19 protein-coding genes and 1 other RNA gene are annotated in these 17,829 nt (G+C 56.9%); 15 read left to right on the plus strand and 5 right to left on the minus strand.

What is annotated here, in order from left to right; translation table 11 throughout:
- Positions 1-149: 149 nt before the first annotated feature.
- Positions 150-1,385, plus strand: coding sequence for a serine/threonine transporter SstT (gene sstT / locus H0S68_RS21590; protein ID WP_130017008.1), 1,236 nt, complete (start codon positions 150-152; stop codon positions 1,383-1,385).
- A gap of 57 nt (positions 1,386-1,442) precedes the next feature.
- On the opposite strand, the gene H0S68_RS21595 is transcribed toward sstT, so the two are convergent.
- Positions 1,443-2,933: a UxaA family hydrolase gene (locus H0S68_RS21595; protein WP_122080280.1), complete on the minus strand. Its 1,491-nt coding sequence runs from the start codon at positions 2,931-2,933 to the stop codon at positions 1,443-1,445.
- A 20-nt stretch (positions 2,934-2,953) separates the two neighbouring features.
- The gene (uxaC, locus tag H0S68_RS21600; RefSeq protein ID WP_122080281.1) at positions 2,954-4,366 is read right to left on the minus strand and encodes a glucuronate isomerase; all 1,413 of its coding nucleotides are present in this window, start codon (positions 4,364-4,366) and stop codon (positions 2,954-2,956) included.
- 388 nt (positions 4,367-4,754) lie between these two features.
- Between uxaC and H0S68_RS21605 the strand changes: the two genes are divergently transcribed.
- From H0S68_RS21605 to H0S68_RS21655, 11 genes are all read left to right on the plus strand, one after another.
- Complete coding sequence (locus tag H0S68_RS21605) at positions 4,755-6,053, plus strand: MFS transporter (protein WP_020831796.1); 1,299 nt, start codon at positions 4,755-4,757, stop codon at positions 6,051-6,053.
- 116 nt (positions 6,054-6,169) lie between these two features.
- The gene (gene exuR / locus H0S68_RS21610) at positions 6,170-6,946 is read left to right on the plus strand and encodes a transcriptional regulator ExuR (RefSeq protein ID WP_020831798.1); all 777 of its coding nucleotides are present in this window, start codon (positions 6,170-6,172) and stop codon (positions 6,944-6,946) included.
- Positions 6,947-7,131: 185 nt separating this feature from the next.
- The gene (locus H0S68_RS21615) at positions 7,132-7,578 is read left to right on the plus strand and encodes a hypothetical protein (RefSeq protein WP_217331601.1); all 447 of its coding nucleotides are present in this window, start codon (positions 7,132-7,134) and stop codon (positions 7,576-7,578) included.
- Between the two features lie 140 nt (positions 7,579-7,718).
- Complete coding sequence (locus H0S68_RS21620; RefSeq protein ID WP_020831800.1) at positions 7,719-8,399, plus strand: DedA family protein; 681 nt, start codon at positions 7,719-7,721, stop codon at positions 8,397-8,399.
- The gene (gene mzrA, locus H0S68_RS21625) at positions 8,399-8,770 is read left to right on the plus strand and encodes an EnvZ/OmpR regulon moderator MzrA (protein WP_020831802.1); all 372 of its coding nucleotides are present in this window, start codon (positions 8,399-8,401) and stop codon (positions 8,768-8,770) included. The genes H0S68_RS21620 and mzrA overlap by 1 nt, the downstream gene beginning before the upstream one ends.
- Positions 8,771-8,990: 220 nt before the next feature.
- Entirely contained in the window at positions 8,991-9,362 is a 372-nt protein-coding gene (locus tag H0S68_RS21630; protein ID WP_115060592.1) for a DUF1090 domain-containing protein, read from the plus strand.
- 164 nt (positions 9,363-9,526) lie between these two features.
- A complete protein-coding gene (locus H0S68_RS21635; protein ID WP_020831805.1) occupies positions 9,527-9,832 on the plus strand; it encodes a YqjD family protein in 306 nt (101 codons plus the stop codon).
- Between the two features lie 2 nt (positions 9,833-9,834).
- On the plus strand, positions 9,835-10,239 hold the full coding sequence (locus tag H0S68_RS21640) for a phage holin family protein (protein ID WP_044553624.1): 405 nt from the start codon (positions 9,835-9,837) through the stop codon (positions 10,237-10,239).
- Entirely contained in the window at positions 10,236-10,523 is a 288-nt protein-coding gene (locus H0S68_RS21645; protein ID WP_020831807.1) for a YqjK-like family protein, read from the plus strand. Before H0S68_RS21640 ends, H0S68_RS21645 begins: the two co-directional genes overlap by 4 nt.
- A gap of 294 nt (positions 10,524-10,817) precedes the next feature.
- On the plus strand, positions 10,818-11,213 hold the full coding sequence (locus tag H0S68_RS21650) for a DoxX family protein (RefSeq protein WP_020831809.1): 396 nt from the start codon (positions 10,818-10,820) through the stop codon (positions 11,211-11,213).
- A gap of 72 nt (positions 11,214-11,285) precedes the next feature.
- Complete coding sequence (locus H0S68_RS21655) at positions 11,286-12,272, plus strand: glutathione S-transferase family protein (RefSeq protein ID WP_129984011.1); 987 nt, start codon at positions 11,286-11,288, stop codon at positions 12,270-12,272.
- Between the two features lie 37 nt (positions 12,273-12,309).
- Here H0S68_RS21655 and H0S68_RS21660 read toward each other — a convergent pair whose 3' ends face one another.
- Complete coding sequence (locus H0S68_RS21660) at positions 12,310-13,215, minus strand: LysR family transcriptional regulator (protein WP_041414994.1); 906 nt, start codon at positions 13,213-13,215, stop codon at positions 12,310-12,312.
- A gap of 107 nt (positions 13,216-13,322) precedes the next feature.
- On the opposite strand from H0S68_RS21660, the gene H0S68_RS21665 reads away from it, so the two are divergent.
- Positions 13,323-14,024 carry a pirin family protein gene (locus H0S68_RS21665; RefSeq protein ID WP_410529017.1) on the plus strand — a complete coding sequence of 234 codons (702 nt, stop codon included), beginning with the start codon at positions 13,323-13,325 and terminating at the stop codon, positions 14,022-14,024.
- Positions 14,025-14,082: 58 nt separating this feature from the next.
- Here H0S68_RS21665 and rnpB read toward each other — a convergent pair.
- Both rnpB and rsmI read right to left on the minus strand, forming a co-directional pair.
- Positions 14,083-14,461, minus strand: an RNA gene (gene rnpB, locus H0S68_RS21670) — RNase P RNA component class A.
- Between the two features lie 41 nt (positions 14,462-14,502).
- Positions 14,503-15,366, minus strand: a complete 864-nt coding sequence (rsmI, locus tag H0S68_RS21675) for a 16S rRNA (cytidine(1402)-2'-O)-methyltransferase (RefSeq protein ID WP_020831815.1) — start codon at positions 15,364-15,366, stop codon at positions 14,503-14,505.
- Between the two features lie 62 nt (positions 15,367-15,428).
- Here rsmI and H0S68_RS21680 point away from each other — a divergent pair, with 62 nt between their 5' ends.
- Together H0S68_RS21680 and H0S68_RS21685 are read left to right on the plus strand one after the other, a co-directional pair.
- Positions 15,429-17,459, plus strand: a complete 2,031-nt coding sequence (locus tag H0S68_RS21680; RefSeq protein ID WP_217331602.1) for a penicillin-binding protein activator — start codon at positions 15,429-15,431, stop codon at positions 17,457-17,459.
- The gene (locus tag H0S68_RS21685) at positions 17,456-17,809 is read left to right on the plus strand and encodes a YraN family protein (protein WP_020831818.1); all 354 of its coding nucleotides are present in this window, start codon (positions 17,456-17,458) and stop codon (positions 17,807-17,809) included. Before H0S68_RS21680 ends, H0S68_RS21685 begins: the two co-directional genes overlap by 4 nt.
- Positions 17,810-17,829: the final 20 nt, after the last annotated feature.

Raw genomic sequence — 17,829 nt, forward strand, 5'->3', positions numbered from 1 at the left:
GAATTTCACCCTCTCCCCTTTCCAATACCCAGGCTTTACTGAATACTGATTCGGCAAACACACTTGGTTACAGATCCCTATAAAGTTGTCCGGTGGCGTTCCCACCGAGGTGACAAAGTCTGTACGCAACATCATCGGGAAAAAGCATTATGCAAAACTTACTACACAGGATCGTACAGGGCAGTCTGGTTAAACAAATCATGATCGGCCTGGTGGCCGGGATTATCGTGGCGTTGATCTCGCCGGCAACAGCTTCTGCGGTGGGCCTGCTTGGCGCCCTGTTCGTCGGGGCACTAAAAGCGGTAGCGCCGGTATTGGTGCTGGTGTTGGTCATGGCCTCAATCGCCAACCACAAGCACGGGCAAAAAACCAATATCCGCCCGATCCTGTTCCTCTACCTGCTGGGGACCTTCGCCGCGGCGCTGGTGGCGGTAGTGGTCAGCTTTATGTTCCCGTCCAACCTGGCGCTGGTGACCGGCAATGCGGATATCAACCCGCCGGGCGGCATTATTGAAGTGCTGAAAGGCCTGCTGATGAGCGTGGTCGCCAACCCGTTCCATGCGCTGATTAACGCCAACTATATCGGTATTCTGGCCTGGGCCGTGGGTCTGGGGCTGGCGCTGCGCCACGCCTCTGAAACCACCAAATCGCTGATTAACGATATGTCGCATGCGGTCACCCTGGTGGTACGCGCGGTGATCCGCTGCGCTCCACTCGGTATTTTCGGTCTGGTGGCCTCGACGCTGGCGGATACCGGTTTCGGGGCGCTTTGGGGCTATGCGCAACTGCTGGTGGTGCTGATCGGCTGTATGCTGTTGGTGGCGCTGGTGCTGAACCCGCTGATCGTTTACTGGAAAATCCGTCGCAACCCTTATCCGCTGGTGTTTGCCTGCCTGCGCGAAAGCGGCGTGACCGCCTTCTTCACCCGCAGCTCAGCCGCCAACATCCCGGTGAATATGGAGCTGTGCAAAAAGCTGAATCTGAACGAAGACACCTATTCGGTTTCCATCCCGCTGGGTGCCACCATCAACATGGCTGGCGCCGCCATCACCATTACCGTGCTGACGCTGGCGGCGGTGCATACTCTGGGGATCCCGGTTGATGTGCCCACGGCGTTGCTGCTCAGCGTCGTCGCGGCTATCTGTGCCTGCGGCGCTTCCGGCGTGGCAGGTGGTTCACTGCTGCTGATCCCATTAGCGTGCAACATGTTCGGCATTCCGAACGACGTGGCAATGCAGGTGGTGGCCGTCGGCTTTATCATCGGCGTACTGCAAGACTCCGCCGAAACCGCGCTGAACTCCTCGACCGACGTGCTGTTCACCGCAGCTGCCTGTCAGGCGGAAGATCAGCGTTTAGCGGATGAAGACCCGCTGAAAGTGCGTTAATCCCCAAAATGTTCCAGAAGGCGCTCGTGATCGGGCGCCTTTTTTACGACTGTCGCCTTACAATGTCACTCCGCTCTTAAAAATCGCCAACTCACGGAAATCATTGGTTTCGTTGCGTGCTGGCTGACCATTGGCAATCGCCACGATCAGATCGACAAACTGCTCCAGCAGACTTTCCATCGGGGTGCCGTGGATCAGCCGGCCGGCATCGAAGTCGATCCAGTGCGGCTTCTTCGCCGCCAGTTCGCTGTTGGTCGCCAGCTTCACCGTCGGTACGAAACCGCCATAGGGCGTACCGCGCCCGGTGCTGAACAACACCATATGGCAACCGGCACCGGCCAGCGCGCTGGTCGCTACCGCGTCATTGCCTGGCGCACTCAGCAGGTTTAAACCGGGTTGCCGCAGCCGTTCGCCATATTTGAGCACGTCCACCACCTGGCTGTGCCCGGCTTTCTGCGTGCAGCCGAGCGATTTCTCCTCCAGCGTGGTGATCCCACCGGCTTTGTTGCCCGGCGAAGGGTTTTCATAAATCGGCTGGTTATGGGCAATAAAATACTGTTTGAAATCGTTGACCATGCTGACGGTCTTGTCGAACGTCGCACGATCGCGGCAGCGGCTCATCAGGATCCGTTCGGCGCCAAACATCTCCGGCACTTCAGTCAGTACCGTCGTGCCGCCGTTGGCAATCAGATAGTCGGAAAAACGCCCCAACAGCGGATTGGCGGTGATGCCGGACAGCCCGTCAGACCCGCCGCACTCCAGCCCGAATTTCAATTCACTCAGCTTGCCCGGTTGACGGCGATCATCGCGCATCACCTGGTACAGCGCATGTAGCTGTTCCAACCCAGCCTCTACCTCATCGTCCTGTTGCTGACAGACCATAAAGCGCACCCGCTGATCATCAACCGCACCCAGGGTACTGCGGAAAACATCCACCTGATTATTCTCGCACCCCAGGCCAATCACCAACACCGCGCCGGCATTGGGATGGCGCACCATGTTTTGCAGCATAGTGCGGGTGTTCTCATGATCTTGCCCCAGTTGGGAGCAGCCAAACGGATGACTGAACAGGTGCACGCCGTCGATCCCCTGCGCATCCTGGGTTTCCTTGAGGAAACGCTGCTGGATCTGTCGGGCAATGCCGTTGACACAGCCAACGGTCGGTATGATCCACAGCTCGTTGCGGATCCCTACTTCCCCACTGCTACGGCGATAAAGCTGCACTTCCCGATCCGCAGCCTGCGGCGGTAATACGGAAAATTGCGGCTGATACTGATAGCTGTCCAGGTCACTCAGGTTGGTTTTGGCATTTTGCGAGTGAATATGCACACCGGAAGCAATCGTCTCCAGTGCATGGCCGATCGGCAGGCCATATTTGATGATTGCCTCACCGGCGGCAATCGGCCGTAGCGCAAACTTATGCCCGCGCGCTACCGGCTGCGCAAGCCGAATTGCTGTGCCGTCCAGCATCAACGTTTCATCGGCCGCCAGATCGCGCAGTGCCACCGCGACATTATCCAGCGAATGAATTTTTACCATGCTTTGCATAAACCCACCTCGGGCAGCGGCTACGCCAGTTCAATGGCGAAATAGTTCTTGGCATTGTCGAAGCAGATGTTTTTCACCATCTCGCCCAGCAGCGCGATATCTGCTGGCGCCTCGCCGTCTGCCACCCAACGCCCCATCATCTGGCAAAGGATGCGGCGGAAATATTCATGGCGGGTATAAGACAGGAAGCTACGACTGTCGGTCAGCATACCGACAAAGCGGCTCAACAAACCGAGCTGCGCCAATTGCGTCATCTGACGTTGCATACCGTCTTTCTGATCGTTGAACCACCAGCCGGAACCGAACTGCATCTTGCCCGGCGTACCCTCTCCCTGGAAGTTACCGACCATGGTGGCGATCACTTCATTGTCACGCGGGTTGAGGCAGTACAGGATGGTCTTTGGCAGGCCCCCCTGACGCGCCTGGGCATCCAGCAGGCGTGAAAGTGGCTCCGCCAGCGGTCGGTCATTTATCGAATCAAAGCCGATATCAGGGCCGACGCTGGCCAGCATGCGGCTGTTATTATTGCGCAGCGCGCCGATGTGATATTGCTGTACCCATTCACGGCGTTGATATTCTGCCGCCAGGAACAGCAGCACCGCACTTTTGAATTGGGCACTCTGCTCTGGCGCAGGTAGCTTGCCGCTCAGGCGCGCCGTTAAAATCGCATCCAGTGCAGCTTCATCCGCCTCTCCATAAACCACCACGTCCAACGCATGGTCAGCCACCTTGCAGCCATGGGCGGCAAAATGATCCATGCGCTTTTTCAACGCGTCACACAGCGCGCTGAATCGACCGATATGAATATCGGCTGCAGCTTCCAGCTTTTGCAGATAGTCATTGAAGCCCGGCGCATCGATATTAAACGCCTTGTCCGGTCGCCAACTTGGCAACACCTTGATATCGAAACTGCTGTCGGCGGCAATGGCTTTATGGTGGCGCAGATCGTCGACAGGATCGTCAGTGGTGCCGACCATCTTCACATTCATCTGCTGCATGATGCCGCGCGCCCTGAAATCGTCCTGCGCCAACAGGGCATTGCCGCGCTGCCAGATATCGTCCGCCGTCATCGGGGAAAGCAGCGTGTCGGTGATACCGAACGGACGACGCAGCTCCAGGTGGGTCCAGTGATAAAGCGGGTTACCCAGGGTGTGCGGTACGGTGGCAGCCCAGGCATCGAATTTTTCACGATCGCCGGCATCGCCGGTACACAGCCGTTCTGCCACCCCGTTGGTGCGCATCGCCCGCCATTTGTAGTGGTCACCCTTAAGCCAGATTTCGTATAAATTTTTGAAACGGGTGTTCTCGGCGATCTGTTCCGGCGGCAGATGACAGTGATAGTCAAAGATCGGTTGCTCCGCCGCATAGTCATGATACAAACGCCGGGCGAATTCGCTGCCCAGCAAGAAATCTTCGTTTAAAAACGTCGCCATAGCTGGCTCCTCACCTTGCTTGCCGTTCGACACAGTGTTCAATGCGACAAAGTTATCACACCAATTTTATTGGGCGTCCAGCAAAATATCGCCTTCAGCCAGGCTGCCATGACCCAGAAAAGGCCGTTAACCGGCATTTTTGCGGTCAGATAGCGCCTAAACAGCCCAATCATGCGGCAAACAGTATTGCCGAATTGAAAAATGGCTTTTGTGATATCACTCAACTTTTAAATCTGTATGACAAGTTATTGTCTCGCCACCCAGTCGTGCTTGCGGCGGGAATACGCCGGTGATGAACAGGCCGGTGCAAATCAACGATAAAGGGATAACCCCTTAAAACGCTGACGCCGACAGGGCGCCGCCAATTCAAGACTGGGAGATATTTCGGATGCGTAAAATTAAAGGGTTACGCTGGTACATGATCGGACTGGTGACGATCGGCACCGTGCTGGGTTACCTGACGCGTAACGCCATCGCCGTCGCGGCGCCCACGCTGGAAGACACCTTACACATCACCACGCAGCAGTATTCTTACATCGTCGCGGCCTATTCTGCCTGCTACACCCTGATGCAACCAGTGGCGGGATATGTGCTGGACGTCTTGGGTACCAAGGTCGGATACGCCATGTTCGCCATCCTGTGGGCGCTGTTTTGCATGGGCACGGCTCTGGCCAACAGTTGGGGCGGGCTGGCATTGGCGCGCGGGGCCGTGGGCATGGCGGAGGCGGCAATGATCCCCGCCGGGCTGAAGGCCAGCAGTGAGTGGTTCCCGGCCAAAGAACGTTCCATCGCCGTGGGTTACTTCAACGTCGGCTCGTCGATAGGCGGCATGCTGGCGCCGCCGCTGGTGGTCTGGGCAATCGTCGCGCACAGTTGGGAAATGGCGTTCATCATCACCGGCGTGCTGAGCCTGATCTGGGCTGTCTGCTGGCTGATTTTCTATAAGCACCCGAAAGACCAGAAGAAGCTCAGCGACGAAGAGCGCGAGTACATTCTGGGTGGGCAGGAAGCACAGCACCAAACCGGCAACGCCAAGAAAATGTCCGCCTGGCAGATTGTTCGCAACCGCCAGTTCTGGGGCATCGCGCTGCCGCGCTTTCTGGCAGAGCCGGCATGGGGCACCTTCAATGCCTGGATCCCGTTATTCATGTTCAAAGCCTACGGCTTCAACCTGAAAGAGATCGCCATGTTCGCCTGGATGCCGATGCTGTTCGCCGATCTGGGCTGTATCGTCGGCGGTTACCTGCCACCGTTTTTCCAGAAACACTTTAAAGTGAACCTGATTGTTTCACGTAAGCTGGTGGTTACCCTGGGTGCCGTGCTGATGATTGGCCCTGGCATGATAGGCCTGTTTACCAGCCCCTATGCGGCTATCGCACTGCTGTGCGTCGGTGGCTTTGCCCATCAGGCGCTGTCTGGTGCACTGATTACCCTGTCTTCTGACGTCTTCGGTCGCAACGAGGTGGCCACCGCCAACGGCCTGACCGGCATGGCGGCCTGGACCGCCAGCACCCTGTTTGCCCTGGTGGTCGGCGCCCTGGCGGACACACTGGGCTTCAGCCCACTGTTTGCCGCACTGTCGGTATTCGATATTCTCGGCGCCATCGTTATCTGGACCGTCCTGCAAAATCGCCCCGCTACGCAATCCGAAGAGGCTGTATTGGACCCCTCCCCCGCGCGCCATTAACCCCGCAGCCCGGCCATCGCGCCGGGCGCTCCCCGGAGCCTACTGGCAGCTCTGCCGGATAAGTGGTATAACAAATCCATGGCCATGCGCCCCTCCCTATCCAAAGAGCATTCACTATGGAATTCACTGAAACCAGACGCCTGTATCAGCAACTGGCCGCCGAGCTTAAACAGCGTATCGAAAGCGGCCGATACCCGGTGGGCGATAAGCTGCCGGCCGAGCGCTACATTGCCGAAGAGATGAACGTCAGCCGTACCGTGGTGCGCGAAGCGATCATCATGCTGGAAGTGGAAGGCTACGTCGACGTACGCAAAGGCTCCGGGATCCACGTGATGTCCAACCAGCAAAAGCATCTGGTGGTGCCGGGCGACAGCATTGAATTTGCCACCGCCGGGCCGTTCGAGCTGCTGCAGGCACGCCAACTGATTGAGAGCAACATCGCCGAATTCGCCGCGACCCAGGTTACCAAGCAGGACATCGTCCAACTGATGGAGATCCAGGAACAGGCGCGTAAAGAGGATCGCTTCCGCGACTCGCAGTGGGATCTGAAATTCCACGTGCAGGTGGCGCTGGCCACTCAGAACACCGCCATGGCTACCATCGTGGAAAAAATGTGGGTTCAACGGGTAAATAACCCTTATTGGATCAAGCTGCATGAGCATATCGACGATCGCTCCATCGCCAGCTGGTGCGACGACCACGATCAGATCCTCAAGGCATTGATACGTAAAGATCCTTACGCCGCCAAGTTGGCCATGTGGCAGCACCTGGAAAACACCAAACAGATGCTGTTCAACGCCACCAGCGACGATTTTGAATATAATGCCGACCGCTACCTGTTCGCCGATAACCCGGTGGTGCATCTGGATGGCGTAGCCGCCGAAAATAAATAGCCCAGGCGGTCAAAAATCGTCGGGTTATGTCAGGTATTGTAAAATCCGCTGAATCGATGCCTGAACGGCGATTTGCCGTGTAGTATTTCACCGCTGGCAACGTAGATTTCCCTGTTGCCAATCGTGCTATTTTGGTAAAGTTGAGCCACTTTTTTACCCTCTGCTACGGGGCGGGACGCGAATACATGCGCTGGTTGTTTGCCATGCTTATTGCTCTTTTTTGCTGGACCGGTTCGGTCTCCGGCCAAAAGCTATGCGCGGCTCCTTCCAAAGCAACCCCTACGTCGCTGAGCAGTTTACCCTCGCTCTCCGATCCGCTGCTTTCCCCTTACGACCAGGTTTATCGGTCACCGGCAGAGCTGCAGCGAAAAAAGCCGGGTAAATTGCCGTTGTTATTGCCGCGGTTGCATTCCTTCTCCGGCTCGCTGTCGACCTGCGCCCAATTACCGCCGGTCTATACCCTGGCCGCAGAGCTGGGCCACCGCACCAAACTCCCGCGTCAGAACTCACCTGTGCTCAACCGGCTTGCCCAGGTCAACTGGACGCTGCACACCCCGCAGCAGCAAAACAGGCTAGGCGGCTGGAAAGAAAGTAATATGCTTTACCGTGGCACGCTGACTTACCACTCATGACCGGTGTCGCACCGACTAGAATCTACTAAAAAGCAACGCCGTTTCATCATTATCAGCAGCCAGCATCGCCCACGCGCTTTCGGCCCACACTCGATCAGCCGCTGAGATAAAAATAAACAATGACGTTTTAGGAACACCGGATGGACATCATTAAAGAACTGTTACATGCCTTATGGCAGCAGGATTTTGAGACGCTGGCGAACCCTTCGCTGGTCTGGACCCTCTACGTGCTGCTGTTTATGATCCTGTTTTTGGAAAACGGTCTGCTGCCGGCAGCCTTTCTGCCAGGGGATAGCCTGTTGATCCTGGTCGGCGTCCTGATCGCCAAAGGCACCATGAATTTCCCGCTCACCATCCTGATCCTGACCGTCGCCGCCAGCCTGGGGTGCTGGGTCAGCTACATACAGGGCAAGTGGCTCGGCAATACCCGAACGGTACAGGGCTGGCTGTCGCATCTGCCGGCTCACTATCATCAACGGGCTCACCAGTTGTTCCACCGCCACGGGCTTTCCGCCCTGCTGGTCGGTCGTTTCCTGGCGTTTGTCCGCACCCTGCTGCCGACCATTGCCGGCCTGTCTGGCCTGAGCAATGCCCGCTTCCAGTTCTTTAACTGGATGAGCGGCCTGCTGTGGGTCGTGATCCTCACCTCGCTGGGCTTTGCGCTGGGCAAAACCCCGGTCTTCCGTAAGTATGAAGATCAACTGATGTTCTGCCTGATGCTGTTGCCGTTGGTGCTGCTGGTCGTCGGGCTGGTCGGCTCGCTGATCGTCTTGTGGCGCAAGAAACGCGCCGATAGCCAGGACCAGGGGAAAGGGGCGTGATGATCAAGCGCCCGCGCTGGCAGTACGTGTTGCTGATTGCGCTCGCCTTGCTGGCGCTTGCCACGCTGTTGGTACCCTGCATGGTGCGCACCGAGAGCGAGCTACGCATTCGCGCAGGGCAGCAAGGCCTTTCGCTGCCTGACGGTTTTTATGTCTATCAGCGGCTGGATCAGCGCGGTATTCGCATCAAGAGCATTACTCCGGAAGGCGACGGCCTGGTGATCCGCCTGGACTCGCCGGAACAGCAGTTGCTGGCGCGCGAGGCCTTGCAAACCATTCTGCCGCCGGGGTACATCATTGCCCTGAGCGAATCCCCAGTGCCCACTCACTGGGTGCGCGAATTTGCGCGCTCCCCCCTTAATCTGGGATAATACCCTTTCATATGAAGGGGTTTCCTTTCATATCACCGCCCTGTTCAATTAATCATCACTCAACACTGAACCGTGGCGGATTCTTTGGGGTCTTCACGATTTATGGCTATGCTCAAGGTTAGCGTCAGTCAGCTACGTAAGACTCCTGTCGCACTGCCTCTGTCGGCAGTCAGGAAAGCGGATACGTGACAACGCATCCCAATAACAAGGAATTGATAGCATGAAATTACGCCAATCTATGTTACTGGCTCTCCCATTCTTCGTCTTCCCGGCCCTGTCATTTGCGGCTGAGGGCGGCTGTGCCGCCAAAGCACAAGAGATTCAAAAACAGATCGATTACGCCACCCAGCACGGCAATACTCACCGCGTCGCCGGGTTGCAAAAGGCGCTGAGCGAAGTGCAGACAAATTGCACCGAAGCTGGCCTGCAGGCCGATCGCCAGAAAAAAATCGATGAGAAACAAAGCAAGGTAGCCGAACGTCAGCAGGAGCTGAAAGAAGCCCAGCAGACCGGCAATCTGGACAAAGTGGCCAAGAAACAGAAAAAGCTGGCTGAAGCTCAAGCCGAGCTTAAGCAAGCCCAAGCGGAATAATTTTTTTACACTAGCGGATTTATCGCTGAGAGCCGCACCAAGCGGGATTTTTACCGTATTTGAAATGGATGCTTAGTGATATCAACTACTCATCCCCCCTTTGCTCCGGCGAAAAAATCCGCTATGTTAAAAGTCTGTCTCAGTTAACGTTAAGGAATTATCACATGGCACATGATTCAAATGCAGAAAACTTACGCGCTGAACTTAAATCCTTAGCCGATACGCTGGAAGAAGTGTTGAACTCTTCCACCGATAAGCCAAAAGCCGAACTGGAAAAGCTGCGCTCCAAAGCTGAAGGCGCGCTGAAGGATACCCGTGCTCGCCTGAGCGATGCCGGGGACAAACTGGCTTCTCAAACCAAACAGATCGCCGGCCAGGCGGACGAATATGTTCGTGATAATCCGTGGACCGGTATCGGTATCGGCGCCGCTGTCGGTGTGGTACTGGGCGTTCTGTTAGCGCGCCGCTAATTATGGCTGAACAACAACCGCAAGTTCGTGCACAGGGCCCCGCCAAGGGGGTCCTGGACGTCGGCCAGCGCATCATCACTATTTTGGTCGGTATGGTGGAAACCCGTGTCCGTCTGGCAGTGGTCGAGTTGGAAGAGGAGAAAGCCAACCTCATTCAGTTGCTGATCATGGCCGGCATGACGCTGTTGTTCACCGCATTTGGCCTGATGAGCCTGTTAATCCTGATTTTCTGGGCCATCGATCCTATCTACCGCCTGATGGCGTTAGGGGCCACTACCGGGGTGCTGCTGTTCCTGGCCGTGTTCGGTGCCATTTGGACACTGGTCAAGGCTCGACGCTCCACGTTGTTGGGCGCCACGCGCAAACAGTTGGAGATCGACCGTTCCGAGCTGGAGGACGAAAAATGAATCGTCGCCGCTATCTGGAATGGAGAAAAGAGAAGCTCATCCGCAAGATCCAGCAGCAAAGGCTGGATCTTGCGGAAAACAAAACCCTGTGGTTGGAAAAGACCGAGCGTATCGACCGCGGCTGGCAAACGGTTTTCGGCTTGCGTAAATACCTGGTGGTCGGCTCCAGCGTGATGGCCATCTACGGTATACGCCATCCAAGCAAGCTGATTCGCTGGTCTCGTCGTGCTTTTGGTGTCTTTGGCACTATCCGTTTGATCCAGAAAACCTTTTCCAACAAATAACCTTTCGCAGTTCCTTCAATTCTTCCGTTGTTAAGCCCGCCTTTTCGCAGAAAATTCCCGTTTCTGTCGGTGAAGGCTGGGCAACATTCTGATTCCCCTCTCTTTGTTAGCAGGCTAAAGATTCAGTTTTTTTGAAAAAATACGACAGTTTTACTTGCTAACAAAGCGTAGGCTTCCCGATTAACATTCACTCCATCGACACGAGACGGGCCGCACGGGGCTAAATACCCGGCATACCGCCCACCGACATGAAAACGCCAAGACTGGCAAACAAAAATCACTTTGGAGTAAATGATGAAAAAATTAGAAGATACAGGTTTGCTGGTTGCGCGTATTTTGATGACAATCCTGTTTATCGTGGCAGGCTACGGCAAAATGGGCGATGCCTATGCCGGAACCCAACAGTACATGCAATCGATGGGCGTGCCTGGCTTCTTGCTGCCTCTGACCATCCTGCTGGAATTTGGCGGCGGTCTGGCGATCATGTTCGGTTTCCTGACTCGTACCGTAGCGCTGTTCACCGCCGGTTTTACTGTGCTGACCGCGTTATTGTTCCATACTAACTTTGCGGAAGGCGTAAACCAGCTGATGTTCATGAAGAACCTGGCCATCGCCGGCGGCTTCCTGGTACTGGCTGTTGCTGGCCCGGGCGGTTTCAGTATCGACCGCTTGCTGAACAAGAAGTGGTAAGTTTTTAATAGTGACACGGGGCCCGGTAAGCGGGCCCTTCTGCTTTTTCACTCGGACACGAAGGAGATTCCCATGGGACAACTCGTCGATGGCGTTTGGCAAGACATCTGGTATGACACCTCATCTACCGGAGGCCGTTTCAAACGCTCAACCTCTCAGTTCCGCAACTGGGTGACCGCCGACGGCCAGCCGGGCGAACACGGCGTCGCAGGTTTTAAAGCGGAGAAAGATCGTTATCACCTGTACGTTTCTCTTGCCTGCCCTTGGGCGCACCGCACTCTGCTGATGCGTAAATTGAAAGGGCTGGAGCAGATCATTCCTGTTTCGGTGGTACATCCGCTGATGCTGGAAAACGGCTGGACCTTCGGCACCGATTTCCCTGAAGCGACCGGCGATGATCTCTATCACTCAGATTTCCTCTACCAGCTTTACCTGCGCGCCGACCCGCACTACACCGGTCGTGTGACTGTTCCGGTGCTGTGGGACAAGCAGCAGCAAACCATCGTCAGCAATGAATCTGCCGATATCATTCGCATGTTCAACAGCGCGTTCGATGGCGTTGGCGCACGCGCTGGCGATTATTATCCTGCAGAGCTACGCGGGGAAATTGATGAGCTGAACGGCTGGATTTACGACCTGGTGAACAACGGGGTGTATAAGGCCGGCTTTGCCACCAGCCAGGAGGCCTATGACGAAGCAGTACACGGGGTATTCGACGCCCTGGCACGGCTGGAGCAAATTCTGGGACAACAGCGTTATCTGACGGGCGATCGCCTGACTGAGGCTGACCTGCGCCTGTGGACCACGTTGATACGCTTCGATCCGGTGTATGTTACCCACTTTAAGTGCGACAAACACCGCATCAGCGATTACCTCAACCTGTACGGCTTCCTGCGTGATATCTACCAGATGCCAGGCATTGCCGAAACGGTCAGTTTGCCGCACATCCGCAATCACTATTATCGCAGCCACGCCACCATCAATCCGCACGGCATCATTTCGATTGGGCCGGCGCAGGATCTCGACGAACCACACGGTCGCGACACGCGTTTCGGTTAACGGCAAGCTCCCCTTTACCTGCGGCAAGGGGGAGCGCTTACTGACGCTCCAACTGGGTGAACAGCCTTGGGATCTCGCGCAGGAACCAGGCTTTCGCCTCGCCCATGCTGTCGCGCCGCCAGGCCATGATAATGTCAACTTCACGGCTGTATTCCGGCCCCACCACCCGCAAGCGCCCTTCTTCGATATCTTTCTCGACCATCGGGTAAGGCATGGTCGCCACGCCCAGACCGGCCAACAGAGCCAGACGTTTATCTTCAATGGTGCTCACCGTCAGGCGCTGCTGCTTATCCAGCAATTGTACGGTCAATACCGGACGCTCCCTGGCGGTATCCGCTACCGCAATACCACGGTATTTCACCCGCGTGGCCTCAGCCAGCGGCTCTGGCTCCAGATGGATCGGATGGTCCGGCGCGGCCACATACATGCTCGTCACTTTGTACAGTTTGCGCGTGTTGATTTCTGACGAGGCGCGAAAATGCATGTCCGGGGCGATAACGATATCGGCGCGCCCCTGCTCCAGCCGCTCCCAGGCTCCGGCCAGCACCTCAGTGAAAATAGACACCTGGGTATTGGCTTTCAGCGCCAGCTTATCAACCAGCGGAAACAGCTTGCTTGGCGGCGACAACGCCTCGCTGACGATAGTCAGATGGGTTTCCCAGCCGCGCGCCAGGGCCTCGGCGTCGGTGGTCAACTTATCCGCCGCCTCCAGCAGCACCCGTCCACGATCCAGCAGCATGCGGCCGACGTTGGTGAATTTGGTGCGGTGGCCGGAGCGGTCGAACAGCACCACGTCCAATTCTTCTTCCAATTTTTGCATGGTGTAGCTGAGCGCCGAAGGCACGCGCCCCAGCTCATCGGCTGCCGCAGCAAAGCTGCCACGTCGGTCGATCGCATCCATAACCCTTAACGCTTCAAGCGTTAACGCCCGATCTCTGGCCATCGAATCTCTCTGTCAGGAAATTTGAATATGCCGACCAGATTAACTGGCTAACAATCCGGCGTCCAGATGCTTACCATCTAGATAATGAATTTAGAGAGCCAATTGCCATGATTACATGCAGAACAGCAAAACAATGCGGGCAAGCTGACTTTGGTTGGCTGCAGGCTCGCTACACCTTTTCTTTTGGACATTACTTCGATCCCAAGCTGATGGGTTACGCCTCACTGCGGGTGCTCAATCAGGAAGTCCTGGCGCCGGGCGCAGCCTTGCAGCCGCGTACTTATCCGAGCGTGGACATTCTGAATTTGATCCTGCAAGGCCAGGCCGAATACCGCGACAGCGACGGTAACACGATGAGCGCCAAGGCCGGTGAGGCTTTGCTGCTGGCCACCCAGCCAGGGATGAGTTACAGCGAACAAAACGCCAGCAGCGATACGCCGCTAACCCGTCTGCAGCTGTGGTTGGATGCCTGTCCAGACACCAATAACGAACGTGTGCAGCGCCTGACGCTGCCAGCGAAGGGTGTGACGCTACTGGCATCGCCGGACGGCGCTCAGGGTAGCCTGCAACTGCGACAACAGGTGTGGATCCATCACCTGGATTTACAGGAAGGTGAGCAGCAGACGCTGGCATTGCATGGGCCCCGTGCTTACTTGCAGTCGATCCACGGTACCATTGAAGCCCAGGGCAACCATCAGGACAGCCAGAACCTGACGTGCGGCGACGGTGCATTTATCCATGATGAAAACCGCCTGACGATACGCGCCGCCACGCCGCTGCGTGCGCTGCTGATCGACTTGCCGGTGTGAGTCACATCCTGAAAGGAAAAAACCCCGCGTAACTTGCGTCACGCGGGGTTTTCTTTATAGAGGGAGCTGACCGGTAAGCCGGGTTCTGTCGTGGACAGTCATTCCTCTAGGCCAGCAATCGCTCACTGGCTCAAGCAGCCTACCCGGGTTCAGTACGGGCCGTACCATGTGAACCCCTATTTGGCCTTGCTCCGGGTGGAGTTTACCGTGCCACGAACTGTTGCCAGTCGCGCGGTGCGCTCTTACCGCACCCTTTCACCCTTACCTGATCCCGCTTGCGCGGGCCATCGGCGGTTTGCTCTCTGTTGCACTAGTCGTAGGCTTGCGCCTCCCAGGCGTTACCTGGCACCCTGCCCTATGGAGCCCGGACTTTCCTCCCCTCCACCTGTCTCCCCCGAAAGGGACGGCAGTGAAGCGGCGACTGTCTGGTCAACTCCGGCGCGGATAGTAGCGTTGCGCTCACGGCAGGTCAACCGCTTTACTGTTCTTGTTGCTCCAATGCGTGTTTATACAACGCATTTTTCTTCACGCCGTGGATCTCCGCCGCCAGCGCCGCCGCCTTTTTCAACGGCAATTCTTTTTGCAACAGCGCCAGCGTCCGCAACGCCTCCAGCGGCAGTGCATCTTCCTGTACTTTGTGGCCTTCAACGATCAGCACCATCTCACCGCGACGACGCACTTCATCTTCCTGCACCCAGGCCAGCAATTCGCCGACCGGCGCACCGGTAATGGATTCCCAGGTCTTGGTCAGTTCGCGCGCCAGCACCACGTAACGGTGCGGCCCCCACACGGTCACCATGTCCTGCAAACTTTCCAGCAGACGGTGGGTTGATTCGTAGAAAATCAGCGTGCGCGGTTCCTCTGCCAGCGCCATCAGCGTATCCTTACGCCCCTTGGTTTTCGCCGGCAGGAACCCTTCGTAACAGAAGCGGTCTGAAGCCAGACCGGCAGCACACAGCGCGGTGGTTGCCGCACAGGCGCCCGGCAAGGGTACCACGCGGATACCGGCTTCACGGCAGCGGCGTACCAGGTGATAGCCAGGATCGTTAATCAAAGGCGTACCTGCGTCGGAAACCAGCGCAATGCTCTGGCCTTCCTGCAATTTCGCCAGCAGTTGATCGGCCTTTTGTTGTTCGTTATGGTCGTGCAGCGCAAACAACCGCGCGCTAATCGCAAAGTGTTGCAACAGCAACCCGGTGTGGCGCGTGTCCTCCGCCGCAATCAGATCAACGCTTTTCAGTACCTCTAACGCACGGTGGGTAATGTCCCCTAAATTGCCGATTGGGGTGGGCACCACATACAGCGTTGATGCAGAAATGACTGATTGTTGGTGTTGATTCATTGTTTCATCCGGATTGCCGATTTAATATTAAGCATCTTGAAAAAAACATCACTGGATACAGTATGCTTTCCTCAACATTCGTTCGTACCAAAGCAGGGCGTTCAAAGCCTGTCCGACTTACCGCAGTTATCGCGGCAGCCCTTTTCCTTGCAGGTTGCCCGAGTCAGGCCCCGCAGACGCCGCCCGCTAATATACAGGACGAAGCGAGCGCCAGTTCCGATTACTATCTGCAGCAGCTACAGCAAAGCAGCAATGATAACAAGGCTGACTGGCAATTACTTGCTATTCGCGCGTTACTGCGCGAAGGGAAACTGCCGCAGGCCAGTGAACAACTGAACCAGCTGCCGAAAAACCTCAGCAGCGTTCAACTGGTGGAGCGCCAGTTACTGAGCGCCGAGCTGCAGGTGGCGAACAAAAGCTACGTCGCTGCCCGCACCACCCTGAGCCATCTGGATACCGGCTCGTTGTCGGCCAACCAACTGGTGCGCTTCTACCAGGCGCAGATCGCTGCCAATCAGGGTAAACCTTCCCTGCCGCTGATCCGCGCTTACATCGCACAAGAACCGCTGGTGACCGGCAAAGCGCACCAAACCAATCTGGACCAGACCTGGCTGGCCCTGCTGCAGCTGACAACGCAGGACATGAACAGTCTGGTGATCAACGCCAACGAGAATGTACTGCAGGGCTGGTTGGATCTGCTGCGCGTTTATCAGGACAACAAACAGGATCCCGATCTGCTGAAGGCCGGTATTAAAGATTGGCAGAATCGCTACCCGCAGAATCCGGCGGCGAAAACCCTGCCCACTCAGTTGAACCAGGTGTTGAACTTTACCCAGGCTTCTACTTCAAAAATCGCACTACTGCTGCCGTTGAACGGCCAGGCAAAAGTGTTCGCCGACGCGATCCAAAAAGGGTTTGAAGCGGCGAAAAACGGCGTGACGCCTTCCGCTCCGGTGCAACAACAGCAGCAACAGCCTACCAGCGAGCCGGTACAGGCTCCTGCCTCGACGGATCCCAATGCCAACGGCGCAGTAAGCACCTCGGCGCCGTCAGCAGATGCTGCCCCGGTCACTGCCGCTCAGCCTTCTGCTCCGTCTACCGCGCCAATTACGCCGCCGCAGGCCGCTAACGCGCAAATTAAGGTGTATGATACCTCCAGTCAGCCACTGGCCGCGCTGCTGACGCAGGCCCAGCAGGATGGTGCCACCCTGGTGGTCGGCCCACTGCTGAAAGAAAATGTCGATCAACTGGCCGGCAGCACCACCACCCTGAACGTCTTGGCGCTCAACCAGCCGGAAACGCCGAAGGACAATCCGAACATTTGTTACTTCGCGCTTTCACCGGAAGATGAAGCCCGCGATGCTGCCCGCCACATTTGGGAACAGCAGAAACGGCAACCGCTGTTGCTGATCCCGCGCGGTGCCTTCGGCGATCGCGTTGCCAAAGCCTTTAATCAGGAGTGGCAAAAACTGGGCGGCCAAACGGTGCTGCAGCAAAATATCGGCTCCGCCGGTGAACTGCGCCAAATGGTGAACAGCGGCGGCATTCGCATGTCGGGTACGCCAATCTCCACCGCGCCGGCACCGCAGGCCGTTACCATTGCCGGGCTGACCATCCCTGCGCCACCGAGCGATACGCCAGCAGCCAGCGGCGGCAGCGTAGATTCGGTCTATATCGTCGCGACCCAGTCCCAACTGACGTTGATCAAACCGATGATCGACATGGCCACCAACTCGCGCAGCAAGCCGGCGATGTACGCCAGTTCACGCAGCTACCAGGCCGGTGCCGGTCCGGACTTCCGTCTGGAAATGGAAGGCCTGCAGTTCAGCGATATCCCGTTGCTGGCCGGTGCCAACCCGCAGCTGTTGCAGCAGGCAAGCAGCCAGTTCCGCAACGACTACTCGCTGGTGCGTCTGTACGCCATGGGGATGGATGCCTGGACATTGTCCAACCACTTTGCTGAAATGCGCCAGTTGCCCGGCTTCCAGGTCTCAGGCACCACTGGCATGCTGACCGCCTCACCGGGTTGCGTCATCAACAGAAAACTGCCTTGGCTGCAATACCGCCAGGGCATGGTCGTTCCGGTCTCTTGAGTCAACGCGCCACAGGGGCGGGCTATGAATTACAGGCCCGCCACTATCTGGAACGCGCCGGGCTCACTTTCTTCGCCGCCAATGTTACGCTGCGCGGCGGTGAGCTCGACCTGATCATGCGCGATGGCCAAACCTGGGTGTTCGTTGAAGTACGCTACCGACGCAGCGATGCGTTTGGCGGTGCAGCCGCCAGCGTTACCTATCGCAAGCAACAGCGGTTGCTGCATGCCGCCGCCGTTTGGCTGGCGGGGCGCGGAGCCAGTTTTGACACATCGTCTTGCCGTTTTGATGTTTTGGCCATTACCGGTAGCCAGTTAGAATGGATACCCAATGCCTTCAATGCGGATTAAACGCGGTTTACCGGTGCAGA

It is taken from the genome of Serratia sp. AXJ-M, assembly GCF_046531865.1.
In the GTDB taxonomy this organism is placed as follows: Bacteria; Pseudomonadota; Gammaproteobacteria; order Enterobacterales; family Enterobacteriaceae; genus Serratia; species Serratia liquefaciens.